The organism is Roseobacter sp. FCG-D35, assembly GCF_033436665.1.
GTDB lineage: Bacteria > Pseudomonadota > Alphaproteobacteria > Rhodobacterales > Rhodobacteraceae > JAWQFO01.
Genome location: NZ_JAWQFO010000013.1, coordinates 17,663 through 36,197, shown reverse-complemented (window position 1 = coordinate 36,197; position 18,535 = coordinate 17,663). Strand labels below are relative to the sequence as shown.

The 18,535-nt window shown below is 65.9% G+C and carries 19 protein-coding genes; 6 read left to right on the top strand and 13 right to left on the bottom strand.

Features of this window, described 5'->3' with window-relative positions:
• The first annotated feature begins 103 nt into the window (after positions 1-103).
• From yidC to R5H30_RS20930, 6 genes are all read left to right on the top strand, one after another.
• The gene (gene yidC, locus R5H30_RS20955) at positions 104-1,924 is read left to right on the top strand and encodes a membrane protein insertase YidC (RefSeq protein WP_318330705.1); all 1,821 of its coding nucleotides are present in this window, start codon (positions 104-106) and stop codon (positions 1,922-1,924) included.
• Positions 1,921-2,661: an MOSC domain-containing protein gene (locus tag R5H30_RS20950; protein WP_318330704.1), complete on the top strand. Its 741-nt coding sequence runs from the start codon at positions 1,921-1,923 to the stop codon at positions 2,659-2,661. The genes yidC and R5H30_RS20950 overlap by 4 nt, the downstream gene beginning before the upstream one ends.
• Positions 2,661-3,311 (top strand): ribosome biogenesis GTP-binding protein YihA/YsxC, encoded by a 651-nt coding sequence (gene yihA, locus R5H30_RS20945; protein WP_318330703.1) that lies wholly within the window; start codon positions 2,661-2,663, stop codon positions 3,309-3,311. Before R5H30_RS20950 ends, yihA begins: the two co-directional genes overlap by 1 nt.
• 69 nt (positions 3,312-3,380) lie before the next feature.
• Entirely contained in the window at positions 3,381-4,244 is an 864-nt protein-coding gene (gene argB, locus R5H30_RS20940; protein WP_318330702.1) for an acetylglutamate kinase, read from the top strand.
• Positions 4,245-4,292: 48 nt separating this feature from the next.
• Positions 4,293-4,979 (top strand): ferredoxin, encoded by a 687-nt coding sequence (locus tag R5H30_RS20935; protein ID WP_318330701.1) that lies wholly within the window; start codon positions 4,293-4,295, stop codon positions 4,977-4,979.
• A 3-nt stretch (positions 4,980-4,982) separates the two neighbouring features.
• Positions 4,983-5,489: a SixA phosphatase family protein gene (locus tag R5H30_RS20930; protein WP_318330700.1), complete on the top strand. Its 507-nt coding sequence runs from the start codon at positions 4,983-4,985 to the stop codon at positions 5,487-5,489.
• A 29-nt stretch (positions 5,490-5,518) separates the two neighbouring features.
• On the opposite strand, the gene R5H30_RS20925 is transcribed toward R5H30_RS20930, so the two are convergent.
• The 13 genes from R5H30_RS20925 to R5H30_RS20865 form a co-directional block, all read right to left on the bottom strand.
• Complete coding sequence (locus tag R5H30_RS20925) at positions 5,519-6,286, bottom strand: amino acid ABC transporter ATP-binding protein (RefSeq protein ID WP_318330699.1); 768 nt, start codon at positions 6,284-6,286, stop codon at positions 5,519-5,521.
• Positions 6,287-6,304: 18 nt separating this feature from the next.
• A complete protein-coding gene (locus R5H30_RS20920) occupies positions 6,305-7,600 on the bottom strand; it encodes an amino acid ABC transporter permease (RefSeq protein ID WP_318330698.1) in 1,296 nt (431 codons plus the stop codon).
• Between the two features lies 1 nt (position 7,601).
• Positions 7,602-8,816: an amino acid ABC transporter permease gene (locus R5H30_RS20915; RefSeq protein ID WP_318330697.1), complete on the bottom strand. Its 1,215-nt coding sequence runs from the start codon at positions 8,814-8,816 to the stop codon at positions 7,602-7,604.
• A 130-nt stretch (positions 8,817-8,946) separates the two neighbouring features.
• Positions 8,947-9,963: an amino acid ABC transporter substrate-binding protein gene (locus R5H30_RS20910; RefSeq protein WP_318330696.1), complete on the bottom strand. Its 1,017-nt coding sequence runs from the start codon at positions 9,961-9,963 to the stop codon at positions 8,947-8,949.
• 196 nt (positions 9,964-10,159) lie between these two features.
• Positions 10,160-10,873: an ATP12 family chaperone protein gene (locus tag R5H30_RS20905; RefSeq protein WP_318330695.1), complete on the bottom strand. Its 714-nt coding sequence runs from the start codon at positions 10,871-10,873 to the stop codon at positions 10,160-10,162.
• Positions 10,870-11,547, bottom strand: a complete 678-nt coding sequence (locus tag R5H30_RS20900; RefSeq protein ID WP_318330692.1) for an HAD-IA family hydrolase — start codon at positions 11,545-11,547, stop codon at positions 10,870-10,872. The genes R5H30_RS20905 and R5H30_RS20900 overlap by 4 nt, the downstream gene beginning before the upstream one ends.
• Positions 11,544-12,590: an RluA family pseudouridine synthase gene (locus R5H30_RS20895; RefSeq protein ID WP_318330691.1), complete on the bottom strand. Its 1,047-nt coding sequence runs from the start codon at positions 12,588-12,590 to the stop codon at positions 11,544-11,546. The genes R5H30_RS20900 and R5H30_RS20895 overlap by 4 nt, the downstream gene beginning before the upstream one ends.
• Positions 12,587-12,967 carry a fluoride efflux transporter CrcB gene (crcB, locus tag R5H30_RS20890; protein ID WP_318330690.1) on the bottom strand — a complete coding sequence of 127 codons (381 nt, stop codon included), beginning with the start codon at positions 12,965-12,967 and terminating at the stop codon, positions 12,587-12,589. Before crcB ends, R5H30_RS20895 begins: the two co-directional genes overlap by 4 nt.
• 31 nt (positions 12,968-12,998) lie before the next feature.
• The gene (locus R5H30_RS20885) at positions 12,999-14,312 is read right to left on the bottom strand and encodes a replication-associated recombination protein A (RefSeq protein WP_318330689.1); all 1,314 of its coding nucleotides are present in this window, start codon (positions 14,310-14,312) and stop codon (positions 12,999-13,001) included.
• Between the two features lie 3 nt (positions 14,313-14,315).
• A complete protein-coding gene (locus R5H30_RS20880; RefSeq protein ID WP_318330688.1) occupies positions 14,316-15,692 on the bottom strand; it encodes a trypsin-like peptidase domain-containing protein in 1,377 nt (458 codons plus the stop codon).
• A 75-nt stretch (positions 15,693-15,767) separates the two neighbouring features.
• Positions 15,768-16,604, bottom strand: coding sequence for a DUF4114 domain-containing protein (locus R5H30_RS20875; RefSeq protein ID WP_318330687.1), 837 nt, complete (start codon positions 16,602-16,604; stop codon positions 15,768-15,770).
• A gap of 276 nt (positions 16,605-16,880) precedes the next feature.
• A complete protein-coding gene (gene rplQ / locus R5H30_RS20870) occupies positions 16,881-17,303 on the bottom strand; it encodes a 50S ribosomal protein L17 (protein ID WP_318330686.1) in 423 nt (140 codons plus the stop codon).
• A 120-nt stretch (positions 17,304-17,423) separates the two neighbouring features.
• The gene (locus R5H30_RS20865; RefSeq protein WP_318330685.1) at positions 17,424-18,440 is read right to left on the bottom strand and encodes a DNA-directed RNA polymerase subunit alpha; all 1,017 of its coding nucleotides are present in this window, start codon (positions 18,438-18,440) and stop codon (positions 17,424-17,426) included.
• Positions 18,441-18,535: the final 95 nt, after the last annotated feature.

Genomic DNA, 18,535 nt, shown 5'->3' with positions numbered 1-18,535 from the left:
ACGCGCCGAAGCAGCTTCACCCGACCGGGAATCCGCTTGACCTTTCGGGCCGCACTCTGTTGAACCCACGCTGATACTCCAAAAGCATCAGGTGGCAGTCCCGATGGACGATCAGAACAAGAACCTCATTCTTGCAACCGCGCTCAGTTTCATCGTGATCCTGGTCTGGTTCGTGCTGTTCCCGCCGCCAGAGCCGCAGGTACAGCCCGAAGGCACGCGCACCGAGCAGGGCGAAGTCACCTCGGCCACCCCCGGCACCGCGGACCCCGTCGCGGGCGCGCCCACGAGCATCGCCACCAACGAGGAAACCCGCGCCGCCGCCATCGAGGACTCGCCGCGCGTCCCGATCGCCACCGATCGGCTGACCGGCTCGATCTCACTGATCGGAGGGCGCATCGACGATCTCAGCCTCAAGGACTTCCGCGTCAGCATCGAGCCGGGCGCGGAAATCGTCACCATGCTCTCGCCCGCCGGCAGCACCGACGCCTACTACGCGCTTTACGGCTGGGCCGCCGGCGCCGGCCTCGACCCCGAGGCGGTTCCCGGCCCCAACACCGAGTGGACGCTGGCCGAAGGCGAGTCCCTGAGCACCGAGACCCCCGTAACCCTGCAATGGGAGAATGGCGCCGGGCTGACCTTCGAACGCCGCATCGCGGTCGATGCCGACTATATGTTCACCGTCACCCAGACCGTGACCAACGCCAGCGGCGAGACCGTCAGCGTCGCGCCCTACGGCATCATCGCGCGCCACGGCGAACCCTCGGACAGCAAGAACTTCTTCATCCTGCACGAGGGCGTCGTCGCAATGGCCGACGGCGAGCTCTCCGAGATCGACTGGGACGACATCCCCGAGTTCGAGATCGAGGCCCGCGAAGGCGTACCGGCACAGCGCATCGAGAACGCCACCAACGGCTGGATCGGCTTCACCGACCATTACTGGATGGCGACCCTGATCCCCGACCAGGCAAGCCCGACGCGCCTGACGACAAAATACCTGCCGCGCAGCGACATCTACCAGACCGAAACGGTCCTGCCGACGCAGAGCGTCGCGCCCGAGGCTTCGGTCTCGGTGACCACGCGGCTGTTCGCGGGCGCCAAGGAGTGGGAGAAGATCCGCGCCTACCAGGAGGACGGCGTCGATCGTTTCGTCGACAGCATCGACTGGGGCTGGTTCTTCTTTCTGACCAAGCCGATCTTCTGGCTGTTGCACGAACTGAACCTGCTGATCGGCAACATGGGCATCGCGATCATCGTGCTGACCCTGATCATCAAGGCGATCCTGTTCCCGCTGGCCTACAAGTCCTACGTCTCGATGGCCAAGATGAAGGAGCTTCAGCCGCAGATGGAGAAGCTCAAGGAGCAGGCCGGCGACGACCGGCAGAAGCTCCAGCAGGGCATGATGGAGCTTTACAAGCGCGAAAAGGTCAATCCGGCGGCCGGCTGCCTGCCGATCCTGTTGCAGATCCCGATCTTCTTCTCGCTCTACAAGGTGATCTTCGTCACCTTCGAGCTGCGACAAGCGCCGTTCTTCGGACCATTCCGGGACCTCTCGGCGCCCGATCCGACATCGATCTTCAATTTCTTCGGCGTGCTGCCTTGGGGCTCGCCCGAGCCCGGCACGATCATGGCGCTGATCTTCATCGGCATCCTGCCGCTGCTACTGGGCATCTCGATGTGGCTGCAGCAGAAGCTCAACCCGGCACCCACGGACCCGACCCAGCAGATGGTCTTTGCCTGGATGCCTTGGGTGTTCATGTTCATGCTCGGCGGATTTGCCAGCGGGCTGGTGGTCTACTGGATCGCCAACAACACGATCACCTTCATCCAGCAGTACACGATCATGCGCAGTCACGGGCACAAGCCGGACGTCTTCGGCAACATCCGCAAGGGTCTGAGCCGCAAGGCCAAGACGGAGACCAAATGACCGCGGTCACCCACCTCTGGCGGCACCCGCTCAAGAGCCATGGGCGCGAGGCGGTGACGCAGGTGGTGCTGCGCGCAGGTGAGGCGATGCCCTGGGACCGGGTGTGGGCCGTGGCGCATGAGGCGTCTCGGGCCGACGCTGGAACGTGGTCGCCCTGCGCCAATTTCAGCCGCGTCGCCAAGGCGCCGTCGCTGATGGCGATTACCGCGCGGCTCGACGAGACGACCGAGCGTATCACGCTGTCGCACCCGCGCCTGCCGGATCTGGCCTTCAATCCCGATACCGAGGCGGACGCCTTCATCCAGTGGGTCAGTCCGATCGTGCCGCAGGACCGGGCGATGCCTCAGCGCATCCTGCGTCTCGACGGGCGCGGCTACACCGACAGCGACTTTGCCTCGATTACGCTCTGCAACATCGCCTCGCACCGGGCCGTCGAGGCGCACATGGACCGGCAGCTATCGATCCATCGCTGGCGCGGGAACATCTGGTTCGAACACCTAGAGCCCTGGGCCGAGTTCAACTGGATCGGGCGCGAGATCACCATCGGAGGCGCACGCCTGCGGGTGCGTGAACGCACCGACCGCTGCATGGCGACCGCCGCCAACCCCGACACCGGCCAGCGCGACGCCGATACGCTGAAGGCGCTGGATCACTGGGGTCACCGCGATTTCTCGGTGCGCGCCGAGGTCATCGAAGGCGGCCCGGTCTCCGTCGGCGATGCGGTGGAGGTCCACTGATGCAGATCCGGTTCCCGGTCGCCGAAGACCCGGAAGACGAAACGCTCGAACGCGGGCGTCGCCTGTTCGCCGGCGAAACGGACTTCGTGAAGGGCGTCGTGGCCATGTCGGGGTTGCCGGAGGCGGACCGGATGGAGGTCTGCTTTGCCGGGCGCTCGAACGTGGGAAAATCCACGCTGATCAACGCGCTGACCGGGCAGAAGGCGCTTGCGCGCGCCTCCAATACGCCGGGGCGCACGCAAGAGATCAACTTCTTCACCGCCGGCGACACCCATTACCTCGTCGACCTGCCCGGCTACGGCTATGCCAACGCGCCGGTTGCGATCGTGGAAAAGTGGCAACGCCTGCTCAAGCAGTATCTCTCGGGCCGCCAGACCCTGCGCCGCGCCTTCGTGCTGATCGACGCGCGTCACGGCGTCAAGAAGGTCGACGACGAGATCATGAGCCTGCTCGATAGCTCTGCCGTCACGTTCCAGACGGTCCTGACCAAGGCCGACAAGGTCAAGGAGAAGGAGCGCGAGACGGTGCTCGACCAGGTGCGGGGCGCACTCGCCAAGCACCCTGCGGCCTTTCCCGAACTGGTCGTGACCTCGAGCGAAAAGGGCTGGGCTATTCCGACCCTGCGCTCCATTATCGCCACACTCGAATAGGCCCGCGCCGCGCCGCCCTTGCGTCCCGGGTTTCGGTTTTCCATAACCCCTTTCACGTCAGGGATCAGGATGAAGACGCAGAAGATGGACCGCGACTGGATCGGCACCGCCCGCACGCTCAACCAGGCCCTGCCCTACATGCAGCGCTATGCCGGGGCCACAGTGGTCATCAAGCTTGGCGGGCACGCAATGGGCAGCGAAGAGGCGATGGACGAATTCGCCCGCGATGTCGTGCTGATGCGCATGGTCGGCGTGAATCCGGTGGTTGTGCATGGCGGCGGACCGATGATCAACGCTCTGCTCGACCGTCTTGCGATCAAGTCCGAATTCCGTAAAGGCAAGCGGGTGACGGATGCGCAGACCATCGAGGTCGTCGAGATGGTGCTGAGCGGGCTCGTCAACAAGCGCATCGTCGAGGCGATCAACTCGCAGGGCGGACGGGCCGTGGGCTTGTCGGGAAAGGACGCGAACCTGATCACCTGCACGCCCGAAGATGCCGAGCTCGGCCTCGTCGGCAGACCCTCGACCGTCGACCCGACGCTTCTGCGCGATCTCGGGCAAAAGGAATACATCCCCGTTATCGCTCCGCTCGGCGTCGGCGAGGACGGGCAGACCTACAACATCAACGGCGACACCGCCGCCGGGGCCATCGCCGCGGCGCTGAAGGCGGACCGGCTGCTGCTGCTGACCGACGTCTCAGGCGTCAAGAACGCGGCCGGCGAGGTGGTGACGCAGCTCACCGCAAGCCAGATCCGCGAGATGACCGCCGACGGCACGATCGCCGGCGGGATGATCCCCAAGACCGAGACCGTGCTGGCTGCCGTCGAAGGCGGGGTGCGCGCGGCGGTGATCCTCGATGGTCGCGCCCCGAACGCCTGCCTGCTGGAGCTGTTCACCGAACACGGCGCGGGCAGCATCGTCCGCGCTGGCTGAAGCCGCACGCGGCGTTGCGCGCGCCGGCAGACCGGCTAGGCTCGCGCCATGCCCGGACCCGCCGATTCCGCCAACGCATTGCCCTCCTCGCTTGCCGCTCTTGACGGTCAGGCGCGCGATCGGGCGCTGACGGTTCTCGGCGCTTTCCACCCGAAACCGTCAGACGCAGCGCCCGGCGGATGCCGGACGCTGGTGCTGCTCGGCCCGGACGAGCCGCGGTTCTGGCCGGTCTTCACCGCCTCGGCGGAGTGGTCCGACGGCGCGCCCGACCCGCTGGACCGCTGGTCGCGCCGCGTCATCGGTGAATGGGCGGATGAGATCGCCGCCGAGCCGCTCTTTCCCTTCGGCGACCCGCCGCATCATCCGTTCATGCGATGGGCCAGGCGATCCGGGCGGCTGGCCGCCTCGCCGATCGGGCTGCTGGTGCACGATCACGCCGGGCTCTTCGTGTCGTTTCGCGGCGCGCTCGCCTTGCGCCAGCGGCTCGACCTGCCGCCGCCCGCGCCGCCGCCATGTGACACCTGCGTCGACCAGCCCTGCCGCAGCGCCTGCCCCGTCGATGCCTTCGGCGGGCTGACCTACGACACGGCGGCCTGCAAAGCGTTTCTCGACACGCCGCCGGGCGCCGACTGCATGGAGCGCGGCTGCCGGGCGCGGCGCGCCTGCCCGGTCTCGGACGTTTTCGGCCGCCTGCCGGAGCAGTCGGCCTACCACATGAGAGCCTTTCGGAGATAGCCCATGCCCAGAATGATCCTGATGCGACATGCGAAATCGTCCTGGGGCGGCCCGGCGCTCGACGATTTCGACCGCCCGCTCAACAAGCGCGGCCGGGCCTCGGCCCGCGCAATGGGTGACTGGCTGCGTGGCAATAGCTACCTGCCCGACGCCGTGCTCTGCTCGGCCGCCACGCGCACCCGCGAGACGCTCGCGGGTCTCGGCCTGTCATCGGACGTCGACGTCCAGTTTTCGCGCGACCTCTACCATGCACAGCCGCAGGCGATCCTGCGGCATCTCAACAAGGCAACGGCGGAGTGTATTCTGCTGATTGGGCACAACCCCGGAATCGCCGACGCCGCGCACCAACTGCTACGAACCCCGCCAAAGCATCCGAGGTTCGACGACTACCCGACCTGCGCAACGCTGGTCGCGGATTTCGACGTCACATCCTGGGCCGATGTCAGTTGGAGCCGGGGCGCAGCCGTCGATTTCGCCATTCCGCGCGAGGTCATCGGCGAAGAGGACTAGGGCGGGGTCGCACCCCCGCCCGGAACCCCTCAGTGACCGAGGATCTGGCTGAGGAACAGCTGGGTCCGCGGCGACTGCGGGTTGTTGAAGAACTCCTCGGGCTCGTTCTGCTCGACGATCTGGCCTTCGTCCATGAAGATCACCCGGTCGGCCACCTGCCGCGCGAAACCCATCTCGTGGGTCACGCAGAGCATGGTCATGCCTTCCTTGGCCAGTTCGACCATGGTGTCGAGCACTTCCTTGATCATCTCGGGGTCGAGCGCCGAGGTCGGTTCGTCGAAGAGCATGATCCGCGGCTTCATGCACAGCGAACGCGCGATCGCCACACGCTGCTGCTGGCCACCCGAAAGCTGGCCGGGGTACTTGTTGGCCTGGTCGGGAATCTTGACCTTGCGCAGGAAGTGCATTGCCGTTTCCTCGGCTTCCTTCTTCGGGGTCTTGCGGACCCAGATCGGCGCGAGCGTGCAATTCTCGAGGATCGTCAGGTGCGGGAAGAGGTTGAAGTGCTGGAAACACATTCCGACTTCCGACCGGATCTTGTCGATGTTCTTGAGATCCGAGGACAGCACGGTTCCGTCCACCTCGATCCGCCCCTGCTGGTGTTCTTCCAGCGCGTTGATGCAGCGGATCAGCGTCGACTTGCCCGAGCCCGAGGGCCCCGCGATGACGATGCGCTCGCCCTGGTAGACCGTGAGGTCGATGTCGCGCAGCACGTGGAAGGTGCCGTACCACTTGTTCATGTTGGTGATCTGGACGGCCACCTTGTCGGAGATCATGGATTTTGCTTGTTCAGCCATATCGGTCAGCCTTCTGGATCAATGGTGGTCGGTCTGGAGCTGCCGCTCGAGCCATTGCGAATATTGCGAGATGCCGTAGCAGACGACGAAGAACAGCAAGGCCGCAAAGCCCCAGAGTTCCCAGTAGACGCCGTTCCATTCGGTCGAGGCGAGGATCGGTCCGCGGATCATGCCGACGAGGTCGAACATCGAGATGATCGAGACCAGCGTCGTGTCCTTGAAGAGCCCCACGGCCACGTTGACGATGCCCGGGATCGAGATCTTCAACGCCTGCGGCAGGATGATCAGCCGCATCGCCTGCGCATAGTCGAGCCCGAGACTGTCGGCGGCCTCGTACTGGCCCTTGGGCAACGCGGCGAGCCCGCCCCGGATCACCTCGGCGATGTAGGCCGAGGCGAACATGGTGATCATTATGATCACCCGCAGGATCAGGTCGAAGTTCGTGCCCGGCGGCAGGAAGTAGGCCAGAACCACGTTCGCCACGAACAGCAGCGTGATCAGCGGCACGCCGCGGATGAACTCGATGAAGACGACGCAGATCATCTTGATGATCGGCAGGCGGCTCTGGCGGCCGAGGGCGAGCAGGATGCCCAGCGGCAGCGACAGCGAGACGCAGACCACGCCGAGGATCATGTTAAGCATGAAGCCGCCCATGTCGCGCGACGGCACCGCCTCGAGCGCGAGGAAGTTCGGCATTGCGGCCGTGAGAAACCCGCCGAGCCACCAGACCACCGCGGCCGCGACGATGCCGCCGAAGAACCCGGCGACGAAGCTGCGCGCCACGAGCCGGCTGTAGACGACATAGCCCGCGGCGACGCCGGCCAGCGCCACCACCGGGATCAGGAAGGTGCCGCCCCAGATCAGCCAGAAGGCGATGAAGGGATAAAGCCCGGTGACCACCAGAAGCTGGCGCGGCAGGTGCGAGAACAGCACCGGCGCGGCCGCCACGAACAGCAGGATGAAGGCCAGGGTCGGACGCCAGTAGCCCTCCTGCGGGTAGGCGATGCCGAACAGCAGCTGGTTCCAGCGTTCGCGCAGCACCGAGAAGCACCCGCCGGCGGCCCCGTCGAGAACCTCGCGGCACTCGCGGATGTTGGACGTGTTCCAAACCCCGCCCAGCAGCCAGGGCAGGAAGCCCGAAAGCAGCGACCAGATGAAGTAGAGCGCCAGCAGCGTGAGGATGGTGTAGGGGATCGAGGAGAACAGGTTCTCCTTGAGCCACTTCAGCGCCCCGGTTTCCGCCGCGGGCGGATCGGCCGGCGGCAACATGGTGTCGCGCACGAAGCCGACGGTCTGTGCGTGCGTGTCGGACATCTCAGCGCTCCTTCAGGGAGACGGATTTGTTGTAGACGTTCATCACCGCCGAGATCAGCAGCGAGATCGTCAGGTAGAAGAGCATCAGCAACAGCACGCATTCGATCGCCCGGCCCGTCTGGTTCAGGGTGATCCCACCCAGCGTCGCGGTCACGTCCGCGTAACCCACGGCGATGGCCAGCGAGGAATTCTTGGTGATGTTGAGATACTGCGAGATCAGCGGCGGGATGATGACCCGCAGCGCCTGCGGCAGCACAACGAGGTTCATGACCCGGCGTGGACGCAGGCCGAGCGAGGCTGCGGCCTCGGTCTGGCCCTTCGAGATCGCCTGGATCCCGGCGCGGACGTTTTCGGCGATGAAGGCGCCGGTGTAGATCGACAGCGCCAGCCACAACGCGATCAGCGGCGCGCCGATCTGGATGCCGCCCTGAAAGTTGAAGCCCTGCAACGCCGGCAGGTCGAGCGAGATCGGGCTGCCGAGCACGAAGAACACCAATAGTGTCGGCACAAAGAATAGCGCGACGGTGGGCCAGGTGACCGGCAGGACCTTGCCGTGGGCATAAAGCTGTTTCACGGCATGGCGACGCCACATGAAGATGGCCGCGAGCGACGCGAGGAAGGTCACGACCACGGCCAGACCGCCGGGTCCGAAGACCGGGGCCGGGATGTAGATGCCGCGGTTGGTGAAGGCGAAGGCGCCGAACAGCATGCTCGACGTGGGCTCTTCGCCCCGGAACGCACTCGGCGCGGGCAGAACGGCGGTCAGAACCGTGTAGATGATCAGGATCCAGATCAGCACCGGCACGTTGCGGAAGGCTTCGACGTAGACGGCCATGAGCTTGGCCACGAGCCAGTTCTTCGATAGCCTCAGGACACCGGCGATCACGCCGATGATCGTGGCCGTGATGCAGGCCAGGAAAGCGACAAGAATGGTATTGATGATGCCGACGACGGCCGCGCGCAGGTGCGAAGAGCGCGAGTCGTATTCCAGCAGCGACTGGTTGATGTCGTAGCCCGAGGCCTGCTGCAGGAATCCGAACGAGATGTTCAGCCCGGCGGCCTCGAGGTTCGCCATCAGGTTCGCCACCAGATAGGACATCAGGGCGATCAGCAGGATCAGGGCGATGAACTGGAACGTGTAGGATCTGTATCGAGTGTCGTTGACGAGCATCGACAGTCGGAACGAGCCCTCTTGAGGGTCGGTCGTGGACGTCATCTGTTATTCCCCGTGGCTCCGGCCGGTTGGTTTTTCTTCGGTCGCTTGGCGCGCCGTGCTGGCCGGGTTTTCGTCAGGTCTAGATAGTGAAAGGGCGCAGGATGATCCTGCGCCCTTTCGTTTCGGCATCTTACCGGAAGGGCGGCGAGTAGATCAGGCCGCCGTTGGTCCACTGTGCGTTCAGCCCGCGCGCGAGACCGATCGGGGTGGATTCACCGATGTTTTTCTCGAACACTTCGCCGTAGTTGCCGACGGCCGCGATGGCGCGCTTGGCCCATTCGGCGTCGAGGCCCAGCATCGCGCCGAGATCGTCCTCGGTGCCGAGCAGACGGGCCACTTCGGGATTGTTGGTGGTGGTGCCGATTTCGCCCACGTTGGCCGAAGTCACGCCCAGCTCTTCAGCGGTGACCAGTGCGTTGAGGGTCCAGCGCACCACGTCGCCCCATTCGTCGTCGCCGTGGCGGACAAGCGGGCCGAGCGGCTCTTTCGAGATGATCTCGGGCAGCAGAACGTGATCTGCGGGCGCCTCGAAGGCAGCGCGGGTCGCCGCGAGGCCGGAGGCGTCTGTGGTGTACACGTCACAGGCACCGGCGAGGTACTGCTGCTGGGCTTCGGCGTTGGTTTCGATCGGAACCGGCTCGTAGCTGATGTTGTTCACGCGGAAGAACTCGGCGAGGTTCAGCTCGGTCGTGGTGCCGGTCTGCACGCAGACGGTCGCGCCGTCGAGTTCCTTGGCCGAGGACACGCCCAGAGCCTTCGGAACCATGAAGCCCTGGCCGTCGTAGTAGTTCACGCCGACGAAGGTGAACTTGAGGTCCACGTCGCGCGAGAAGGTCCAGGTGGTGTTGCGTGCGAGCATGTCGATCTCGCCCGACGCCAGCGCGGTAAAGCGCGTCTTGCCCGTGGTCGGCACGAACTCGACCGCGGTCGCGTCGCCCAGAACGGCGGCGGCCACTGCGCGGCAGACCGCCACGTCAAAGCCGTTCCATTCACCGTTCGCGTCGGGGGCGGCGAAGCCCACGAGGCCGGTGGTGACGCCGCAGTTAAGCTTGCCACGAGCCTTGATGTCGTCAAGCGTGGCCGCTCCGGCTGCGCCTGCCACCAGACCGGCAGCGGTCAGCGCACCAAAGATTACGGATTTTTTCATTTTTACCTCTTCCTGATTTTCCGCCACATTTTGGGACGGTTGTTCCGGCGTTTGACCCGCCGGAGGGCGATACGGAAGGCTTTTCCCTTCCAATGGGCGGCATTCTGGCGGCATCCATCGCCAAACGTCAAGGCCGCGATCACCAAAAACGATCGACGCTGCGAGGTCACCCAAGGTTAGCTGCTCTGCGAGGCAATCAGCCCGTGCGGCAGAGATCAAAAACCCGCTTGGCATGCAGGAATGCCTGGCGCTTGACCTCGGCCATGCGTGCGGCTTCGTCGTCGTGACCCCATTGCTCGGTCTGCCAGATTTCGTCGAGCCGCGAGGTCTCCCAGAGAGTCTCGACCGGGGCTGCATCGCGGGTCGCCGCCAGCCCGAGAATCAGCGACCCCGACAGGCTGACGAGATCGTGGAACGCGGCAAGCTCGAAGGCATTCATCGCGCGCACCTGCGCACGCAGTCGCGCCAGCGCGTCCGGGTCCTGCGGCGCGTGCATGACGCCGGTCCGAGGCATCAGCCGGGCGTCGAAGGTCTCTGCCGCCCAGTCCAGCATCGGGTCCCATTGCTCGGACTGACGCCAGACCAGCGCGTCCGGTCCCTCGGCGCGGTAGCACAGAAGGTCACTGTCGCCGTAATCGGCCAGCATGTCGACCACCGCCTCCTGCTGGATCGCGACCTTGTCGAGCGCGGCGTTGGCCGTGCGCGTGAACGGCATCGACAACGGATCTATGGTCTTTTCCTGCGCATCCCACTCGGTGGCGATGCATTCGGCAAAGGCACGGGTCGGCACCTCGAGCAGACGTTTGGCCGGCGTGCGCACGGGCCGTCCGTCGAGCGCGATGCCGAAGCCCCGCGCGGTCTCGGTGACCTCCGCCGTCTCCCAGAACCGTTTTGCCGCCCAGCCGCTCATGCCGCCGGCGTCCCTGCCAGCGCATCGGCCAGTTCGTCGAACCCGTGCACGATACGTTCGGCCCGATGCAGCGCCGCCACCGGGTGATAGCCCCAGCTCACGCCGATTCCGCGTACGCCCGCGGCGGCGGCCATGTCCATGTCATAGCTCGTGTCGCCGATCATCACGGTCTCCTTCGGTCCGACGCCGGCCTCGGTCATCGCCTGCAGGATCATCGACGGGTGCGGCTTGGACGGATGGAAATCCGCGACCTGCTGGGTGACGAAAAGCCGGTGCAGCCCGTGCGCCTCGATCAACTTGTCGAGGCCGCGTCGCGACTTGCCGGTGGCGATGCCCAGAAGCGTGTTCTCATCGGCACTTAGCGCTTCGAGCGCTTCGCGCGCACCGGGAAAGAGCGGCGAAGAGTGCGCGGCCCCAGCCCGGCTGCGCAGGTCCATGTAGGCGTCCTTGTAGGCCTGAACCAAACGCGCGCGCGTCGCCTCGGGCGCTTCCGGTGCCAGCCGCGCCATCGCCACGTCGAGCGAGAGGCCGACAATGCCCAACATCGTCGCGCGGTCCGGCGCGGGCCGTCCAACTGCTCCAAAAGCGTGCGTCAGGGCCGCGACGATATCCCCCTGGCTGTCGACAAGCGTGCCGTCGACATCGAAGATCACGAGGCGAAGCGAAGTACTCATGTCCAGCCCTCCTCGAACGGGTCGGGGGGCACATCCGAGGCCTGCCACTGAAAGGTATCCCAGGTGCGCTGCATGTGCTCGGGCAGCGGGGCCGTCAGCTGCAGCGTCGCCTTGGTCACCGGGTGCTCGAGTCTCAGCGAGCGCGCATGAAGATGCAGCTTCTTGGAGATGTCACCGCCCAGTTGCGCACCCCAGCCGTCTCCGAGGTTGTCCTGCCCCGATCCGCCGTACTTGCCGTCCCCGACGATCGGGTGGCCGATCTCGGCCATGTGGGCGCGCAGCTGGTGGGTGCGGCCCGTCACCGGGATCAGCGCCATCCAGCAGCAGCGCTTGGCGGCCTGCGCCAGCGTGGCGTAGTCGGTCACCGCGCGCTTGGCGCCGGGCGTGGTCTCGACCTCGCGCGGATGCACGCAGATCATCTTCTCTCCCTCGCCACGCGCGCCATGTCCGGGCGCCTTGACCAATCCGAAGCGGATGGTGCCGTTGCGCGGATGCGGCGCACCGGCCACGGCGGCCCAGTAGATCTTGCGCGTCTCGCGGTGTCGGAAGGCGGCGGTCAATGCCGCAGCTACGGCGCGCGTGCGCGCCATCAGCAGCACGCCCGAGGTGTCCTTGTCGAGCCGATGCACGAGCCGCGGCTTCTCTTTGAGATCGAACATCAGCGCCTCGGCCAGACCGTCGACATGGCGCGACTGGCCCGACCCGCCCTGTACCGGCAGTCCCGGCGGCTTGTTCAGCGCGAGCACATGATCGTCGCGGTAGATCACGCAGGACCGGATCAGCTTGGCATCGGCCTCGCTGATCTTGTCGCGGGTCTCGGGCGGCGGGGCCTCGCTGTCGGGCAACGGCGGAATACGGACCTGCTGGCCCTCGACCAGCCGCGTCGCCGGCTTCACCCGACCACCGTCGACCCGCAGTTCGCCCTTGCGGCACATCTTTTCGATCCGGCCCTGGCTGATCTGCGGAAACTGCCGCCGAAACCAGCGGTCGAGCCGCTGGTCGCCATCGCCCGCCTCCACGGTGATAGTCTGAACTCGGCTCATGCCAGCGCCTCGCGGGTCAGCCACAGTCCCAGCGCCAGGCCAAGGACGGACAGGGCGACCGAAAGCAGAACGTAAAGGCCGGCATAGCCCACCTGCCCGCGCTCGATCAGGGTCATGGTTTCCAAGGAAAAGGCCGAGAAAGTGGTGAAGCCGCCCAGAAGGCCGGTCATAACCAGCGGGCTGAGGTGCGTCAGCCCGCGTTCGGCCGCGAGCGTCACGAAAGCGCCCATCAGGAACGACCCGATCACGTTCACCCCAATGATGGCGAGCGGAAAATCGGTCGGGCCGGCCGCGCGCAGCACGGCCACGCCGAAAAGGTAGCGCAGGGACGCGCCAGCCGCTCCGCCAAGGGCCACGAGGGAAAGGGTCGAAATCATCCCCGGTCTGTCACGCCTCGCAGCCCGGATGTCAAGTTTCGCGCTTGGCCCTGAGCCGCGCAAAGTAGTCGAGCCGCTTTTTCAGGTCGCGCTCGAACCCGCGTTCGACCGGCTTGTAGAACTCGCGCCGCGTCATGGCCTCGGGAAAGTAGTTCTGGCCCGAGAACGCGTCCTCAGCATCATGGTCATAGGCGTATCCCGCGCCGTAGCCCTGGTCCTTCATCAACCCGGTCGGCGCATTCAGGATATGCTTCGGCGGCGGCTCCGAGCCGGTCTTCTTCGCATCCGCCCGCGCCGCCTTGTAGGCGACGTAGGCCGCGTTCGACTTGGGCGCCAGCGCGAGGTAGGCCACCGCCTGCGCCAACGCCAATTCGCCCTCGGGCGAGCCGAGGCGTTCGTAGGTCTCCCACCCCTGCAGGCAGATCGCCTGCGCCTGCGGGTCGGCAAGGCCGATGTCCTCGACCGCCATCCGGGTGATGCGCCGCGCGAGGTAGCGCGGGTCCTCGCCGCCCTCGAGCATGCGCGCGAACCAGTAGAGCGCGGCATCCGGGTCCGAGCCGCGCACCGACTTGTGCAGGGCCGAGATCAGGTTGTAATGCGCGTCCCCGCTCTTGTCGTATTGCGCCGCGCGCCGGCTCAGCCGAGCCGAGAGCGCTGCTGGATCGAGCTTGCCCTCGGGTGTCCAGGCCGCGACCTGTTCGACGAGGTTCAAAAGCGCCCGCCCGTCGCCATCGGCCATCTCGAGAAGCACCTCGCGCGCCGGGCCGTCGAGCGGAAGCTGTTTGCCCAGTTCCGCCTCGGCACGCTGCGCCAGCCGCTCGAGATCCGAAAGCGGAAGGCGCTCCAGCACCAGCACCTGCGCGCGCGACAGCACGGCGGCGTTGAGCTCGAACGACGGGTTCTCGGTCGTGGCCCCGACCAAGAGGATCGTGCCGTCCTCCATGTGCGGCAGGAACCCGTCCTGCTGGGCCTTGTTGAAACGGTGGATTTCGTCGACGAAGAGCAGTGTCCCCTGCCCGTTCTGCCGCCGGATTTTCGCCGCCTCGAAGACCTTGCGCAGCTCGGGCACGCCGGTGAAGATCGCGCTGATCTGCACGAACTGCAGGTCCGTCTCGTGGGCCAACAGTCGCGCGATCGTGGTCTTTCCGACGCCCGGCGGCCCCCAGAAGATCAGCGAGCCGAGACTGCCGGAGGCCAGCATCGTTGTCAGCGGACCGTCGGGGCCCAGCACCTTTTCCTGTCCGATGACCTCGGCCAGCGTCTGCGGGCGCAGGCGGTCGGCGAGCGGGCGGTGCGCGCTCGCTTCCTTCGTGCCTTGCGGTTCCGTGTCGAAGAGATCGGCCACGGATCAGACCCGGAACCGCAGGGCGAGCCGCCGCGCGCCGCGCTGCACTGTCACGTCATAGCCGCGCAGGCGCAGGTCGAAGGCGTCGCGCACCTCGGCCGGACGGGTCACCGACGCTCCGTTTATCGCGAGGATCACATCGCCGTCCCGGAATCCGACGCGCGGCGCGACATCCCCGGCGTCGAGCACGAGCACACCCTCGGCATCGAACGGCAGGTTGTTGGCCGCCGTCACCGCCGGGTTGATGCGCGAGAGCGTGAGGCCGGGCAGGATGCTGCGGCGGCCCAACTGCATCTCCTCGCGGGGCGGATCGTCGGGGGCCGCGATCAGCAGGACCTCGACGTCCTCGAAAGCCCCGTCGCGGAACCGGGTGATCCGCGCGGCCTTTCCCAGCCCGATCACCGACATCCGGTAGACCATCTCGGAGGCGGTGTTGACGGGCTGGCCGTTGACGGCAGTGATCACGTCGCCCACGTCGACACCCGCTGCGGCAAAGGGGCTCGCGTCGTGGCGGTCCGACACGATCAGCCCGCCGGGCGGATCGAGGCCGATGGAAAGCGCAAGATCGCTGTCGACGGGCTGGCCGCGCATGCCGGCCCAGGGGCGTTCGAAATACCCCTTGCCCGCGCGGGCCTGCGCCACGAAGGCGCCGACAAGATCGGCGGGAATGGCGAAGCCGATGCCGTTCGAGCCGCCCGAGCGCGACAGGATCGACGTGTTGATCCCGATCAGCCGGCCTTCGGTGTCGATCAGCGCACCACCGGAGTTGCCAGGATTGATCGGCGCATCGGTCTGGATGTAGTAGCCGCGCCCGGACCCGCCGCCGCCGCCCGAGCGCGCCAGACCCGAAACGATGCCCGAACTGACGGTCTGCCCGACGCCGAAGGGATTGCCGATCGCGAGCACCAGTTCCCCCACCTCGACGGTGTCGCTGTCGCGCAGCGGCAGGTGCGGCAGGTCCTCGGCGTCGATCTTGAGGATCGCAAGATCGCTGTCCTCGTCGGCGAGCAGGACCCGCGCGGTGTATTCGCGCCGGTCCGACAGCGCGACGCGGATGTCGGTGGCCATGCCGACGACGTGGTGGTTCGAGACGATGATCCCGTCGGAGGACAGGATCACGCCGGAACCGAGCGAATTCTGCACCCGTGGCTTCACCGCCTCGGGATCGCCGAAGAAGCGGCGGAAGAACGGATCGCGTTGCAGCGGCGTGCGCTGCGGTTCGGCCATGATGCGCGCGTAAATGTTCACCACGGCGGGCGTCGCCTGCTTCACCAGCGGCACGAAGCTCAGCTGCATCTCGGCGCGCGACTGGGGAATTTTCACCTGCTCGGCGCAAAGCGGCGTGGCGAGACAGAGGGTCAGCAGGATGGTTCGCAGCAAGGCTCCACTCCGGTCGTTCCGAGACTCCGGATATGGTCGCAGCCGGCCGCAAACGCAAGCGTTGCAGGCGGGCGGCTAGCCGCGCGCGGACCGTCTGCGGATCGCGGCAAGCAGGCCTATCGCAGCGACCAGGCTGGCCGCAGGCAGCGGCAGGGGCACACCGGGAATCTGCTGCGCTTCGAAGGCGCGCGTGTTGGCTTCGCCAAAATCGACGGCGAGGATCACGTCGTTGTAGTCCTGGTCGCTCCCGCCCCAGAGATCCTCGAACCCCATCAGCACGAAACCTTTTGCCGAAGGTGCCGAGGACAACAGGCCGACGACATGCTGGTCCAGGCCGTCCACGTTGCGCGACGGATCGGTGCTGAAGAGGCTGCTGCCGCCGTTCGCGCCGTTCGCGAGCAGTTGCAGCGTCAGCCTGTCGCCGGGGTTCAACTGGTGATCGAGGTCGACGAAATCGCCGGCCAGCAGCGGCGTCGAGGCCGATCGTCCGCCGTTCTCGCGATACCCGCCCCACCAGCTGGCAGCCGAGCTGGCGTCCGGAAAAATGATGCTTTCATCCTCAACCGTGCCGTCCGCACGGATCACCTGCGCGAGCAGCGAGTTGTGAAACCCTGCCCCCTCCCAGACGAAATAGATGCGCGGGACCACGACATCCGAGACCACCATGCGTGAGGTATCGAGTGCGAGCGCCCCGAGGTCGTCGACCACCTGGTTTTCGCCAAGATCCTGACGGGCCGCATCGAACATGGTCGGCAGGACCTCCTGCTGGAACGTCGCGGCCCGATCGTCGGACCCCGCCAGTTGGACCGGCCCGGCGATTTCCGATCCCTGCGGGCGCGCCGTCGACTGGAAGGGCGATATCGTGGCGGCGGCGGCGGCTCCGGCGCTGATGACGATCGGAAGAACGGCCATAAGGAAGGATCTGGCGGCGGTGCGACTGCCTGACAGCTTGGACATGAGAGACCTCGAAACAGAATAATCGTTGCAATGCTGTCTATTCGCTTCGCAGCCGGGATGCGGCAGCGCATCCGGCGACTTCCAATGTCTAACGGATAGCGCGCTGTCCGATCGGACAGGCGGGTCTTTGAATGACACGCCCAAAAGGCAAAAAGCCCCCGGAACCACGCGGGTTTCGGGGGCCAGGAAACGCCCCGGACCTCGACGGGTCCGGGGTCAGTTTCTGGTTGTTCAGTCCTCGACGGAAACCTCTTCGGCCGCCACGCGCGCCTTGTCGGCAGCACCCTTGGCGTCGCGGTCGCGGTCGACGAATTCGATGATCGCCATCGGCGCCATGTCGCCGTAGCGGAAGCCGGCTTTCAGGACGCGGACGTAGCCGCCGCTGCGGTCCTTGTAGCGCGGGCCGAGAACCTCGAAGAGCTTGGCGACATAGGCGTCCTGCTTGAGCTTGGAGGCGGCCTGGCGGCGGGCGTGCAGGTCGCCGCGCTTGGCCAGCGTGATCAGCTTCTCGACGATCGGGCGCAGTTCCTTGGCCTTCGGCAGGGTCGTCTTGATCTGCTCATGTTCGATGAGCGAGCCGGCCATGTTCGCCCAGAGCGCCTTGCGGTGCTCGTGCGTGCGGTTGAGGCGGCGGTATCCACGTGCGTGACGCATGATTTCAGTTCCTTCTCTTATGCTTTGTACGGCCCCGGATGCGTAAAGGGGGCTCTGTTGGGGCGGGATTGCCCGGGGTGGTGAAGCCGCGCCGATGCAGGACCGGCGCGGCGGGGTTCGTCAGAACGCGTCTTCGAACTTCTTGGCGAGATCCTCGATGTTGTCGGGCGGCCAGTCCTCGACGTCCATGCCGAGGTGCAGGCCCATGCCGGACAGCACTTCCTTGATCTCGTTGAGCGACTTGCGGCCGAAGTTCGGCGTGCGCAGCATCTCTGCCTCGGTCTTCTGGATCAGGTCGCCGATGTAGACGATGTTGTCGTTCTTGAGGCAGTTGGCCGAACGCACGGAAAGTTCCAGCTCGTCAACCTTCTTGAGCAGCAGCGGGTTGAACTCCAGCCCGTCGTCGTCGCTGTCCGTGCGGGCCGATTCCGGCTCGTCGAAGTTGACGAAGATGCCCAGCTGGTCCTGCAGGATGCGCGCGGCGAAGGCCACGGCATCGTCGGGGCTGATCGAGCCGTCGGTTTCGACCTTCATGGTCAGCTTGTCGTAGTCGAGCACCTGGCCCTCGCGGGTCGGCTGCACGTCGTAGGACACTTTCTTGACCGGCGAGTAGATCGCGTCGATCGGGATCAGTCCGATGGGCGCATCCTCGGGCTTGTTCTTGTCAGCCGAGACATAGCCCTTGCCGGTGTTGACGGTCAGTTCCATGTAGACGTCGGCACCATCGTCGAGGTGGCAGATCACGTGATCGCGGTTCAGAACCTCGATGCCGTTCGATTCCGAGATGTCGCCCGCCGTGACGACGCCCGGACCCTTGGCGGAGATCGACAGGCGCTTGGGCCCCTCGACTTCCATGCGCAGCGAAACCCCCTTGAGGTTCAGGATGATGTCTGTCACGTCTTCGCGGACACCGGCCACCGAGGAGAACTCGTGCAGGACGTTGTCGATCTGCACCGAGGTGATGGCGGCGCCCTGGAGGGAGCTCATCAGCACGCGGCGCAGAGCATTGCCAAGCGTGAGACCGAAGCCGCGCTCGAGCGGTTCGGCGGTGACGGTAGCCTGGCGTGCGGGATCGTTGCCGGGCTTGACGTCGAGTTGCTGGGGCTTGATCAACTCAGCCCAATTCTTGTGGATCATGCGGTCCCTCCATTCCTGTCTGCTCCCCATGTCCCTAAGGAACAGACGCTCGAGGTTTCAAAAAGCGGATGGGGGCCGCGCGTGATGTCGCGCAG

Bases quoted from the DNA above. Each gene is read 5' to 3' on its own strand.
- R5H30_RS20915 (WP_318330697.1), bottom strand. From the start codon at position 8,816: ATGACGTCCACGACCGACCCTCAAGAGGGCTCGTTCCGACTGTCGATG.
- R5H30_RS20900 (WP_318330692.1), bottom strand. From the start codon at position 11,547: ATGAGTACTTCGCTTCGCCTCGTGATCTTCGATGTCGACGGCACGCTT.
- yihA (WP_318330703.1), top strand. From the start codon at position 2,661: ATGCAGATCCGGTTCCCGGTCGCCGAAGACCCGGAAGACGAAACGCTC.
- R5H30_RS20930 (WP_318330700.1), top strand. From the start codon at position 4,983: ATGCCCAGAATGATCCTGATGCGACATGCGAAATCGTCCTGGGGCGGC.
- argB (WP_318330702.1), top strand. From the start codon at position 3,381: ATGAAGACGCAGAAGATGGACCGCGACTGGATCGGCACCGCCCGCACG.
- rplQ (WP_318330686.1), bottom strand. From the start codon at position 17,303: ATGCGTCACGCACGTGGATACCGCCGCCTCAACCGCACGCACGAGCAC.
- R5H30_RS20895 (WP_318330691.1), bottom strand. From the start codon at position 12,590: ATGAGCCGAGTTCAGACTATCACCGTGGAGGCGGGCGATGGCGACCAG.
- R5H30_RS20875 (WP_318330687.1), bottom strand. From the start codon at position 16,604: ATGGCCGTTCTTCCGATCGTCATCAGCGCCGGAGCCGCCGCCGCCGCC.
- R5H30_RS20910 (WP_318330696.1), bottom strand. From the start codon at position 9,963: ATGAAAAAATCCGTAATCTTTGGTGCGCTGACCGCTGCCGGTCTGGTG.
- R5H30_RS20935 (WP_318330701.1), top strand. From the start codon at position 4,293: ATGCCCGGACCCGCCGATTCCGCCAACGCATTGCCCTCCTCGCTTGCC.
- R5H30_RS20905 (WP_318330695.1), bottom strand. From the start codon at position 10,873: ATGAGCGGCTGGGCGGCAAAACGGTTCTGGGAGACGGCGGAGGTCACC.
- R5H30_RS20865 (WP_318330685.1), bottom strand. From the start codon at position 18,440: ATGATCCACAAGAATTGGGCTGAGTTGATCAAGCCCCAGCAACTCGAC.
- R5H30_RS20950 (WP_318330704.1), top strand. From the start codon at position 1,921: ATGACCGCGGTCACCCACCTCTGGCGGCACCCGCTCAAGAGCCATGGG.
- R5H30_RS20920 (WP_318330698.1), bottom strand. From the start codon at position 7,600: ATGTCCGACACGCACGCACAGACCGTCGGCTTCGTGCGCGACACCATG.
- R5H30_RS20925 (WP_318330699.1), bottom strand. From the start codon at position 6,286: ATGGCTGAACAAGCAAAATCCATGATCTCCGACAAGGTGGCCGTCCAG.
- yidC (WP_318330705.1), top strand. From the start codon at position 104: ATGGACGATCAGAACAAGAACCTCATTCTTGCAACCGCGCTCAGTTTC.
- crcB (WP_318330690.1), bottom strand. From the start codon at position 12,967: ATGATTTCGACCCTTTCCCTCGTGGCCCTTGGCGGAGCGGCTGGCGCG.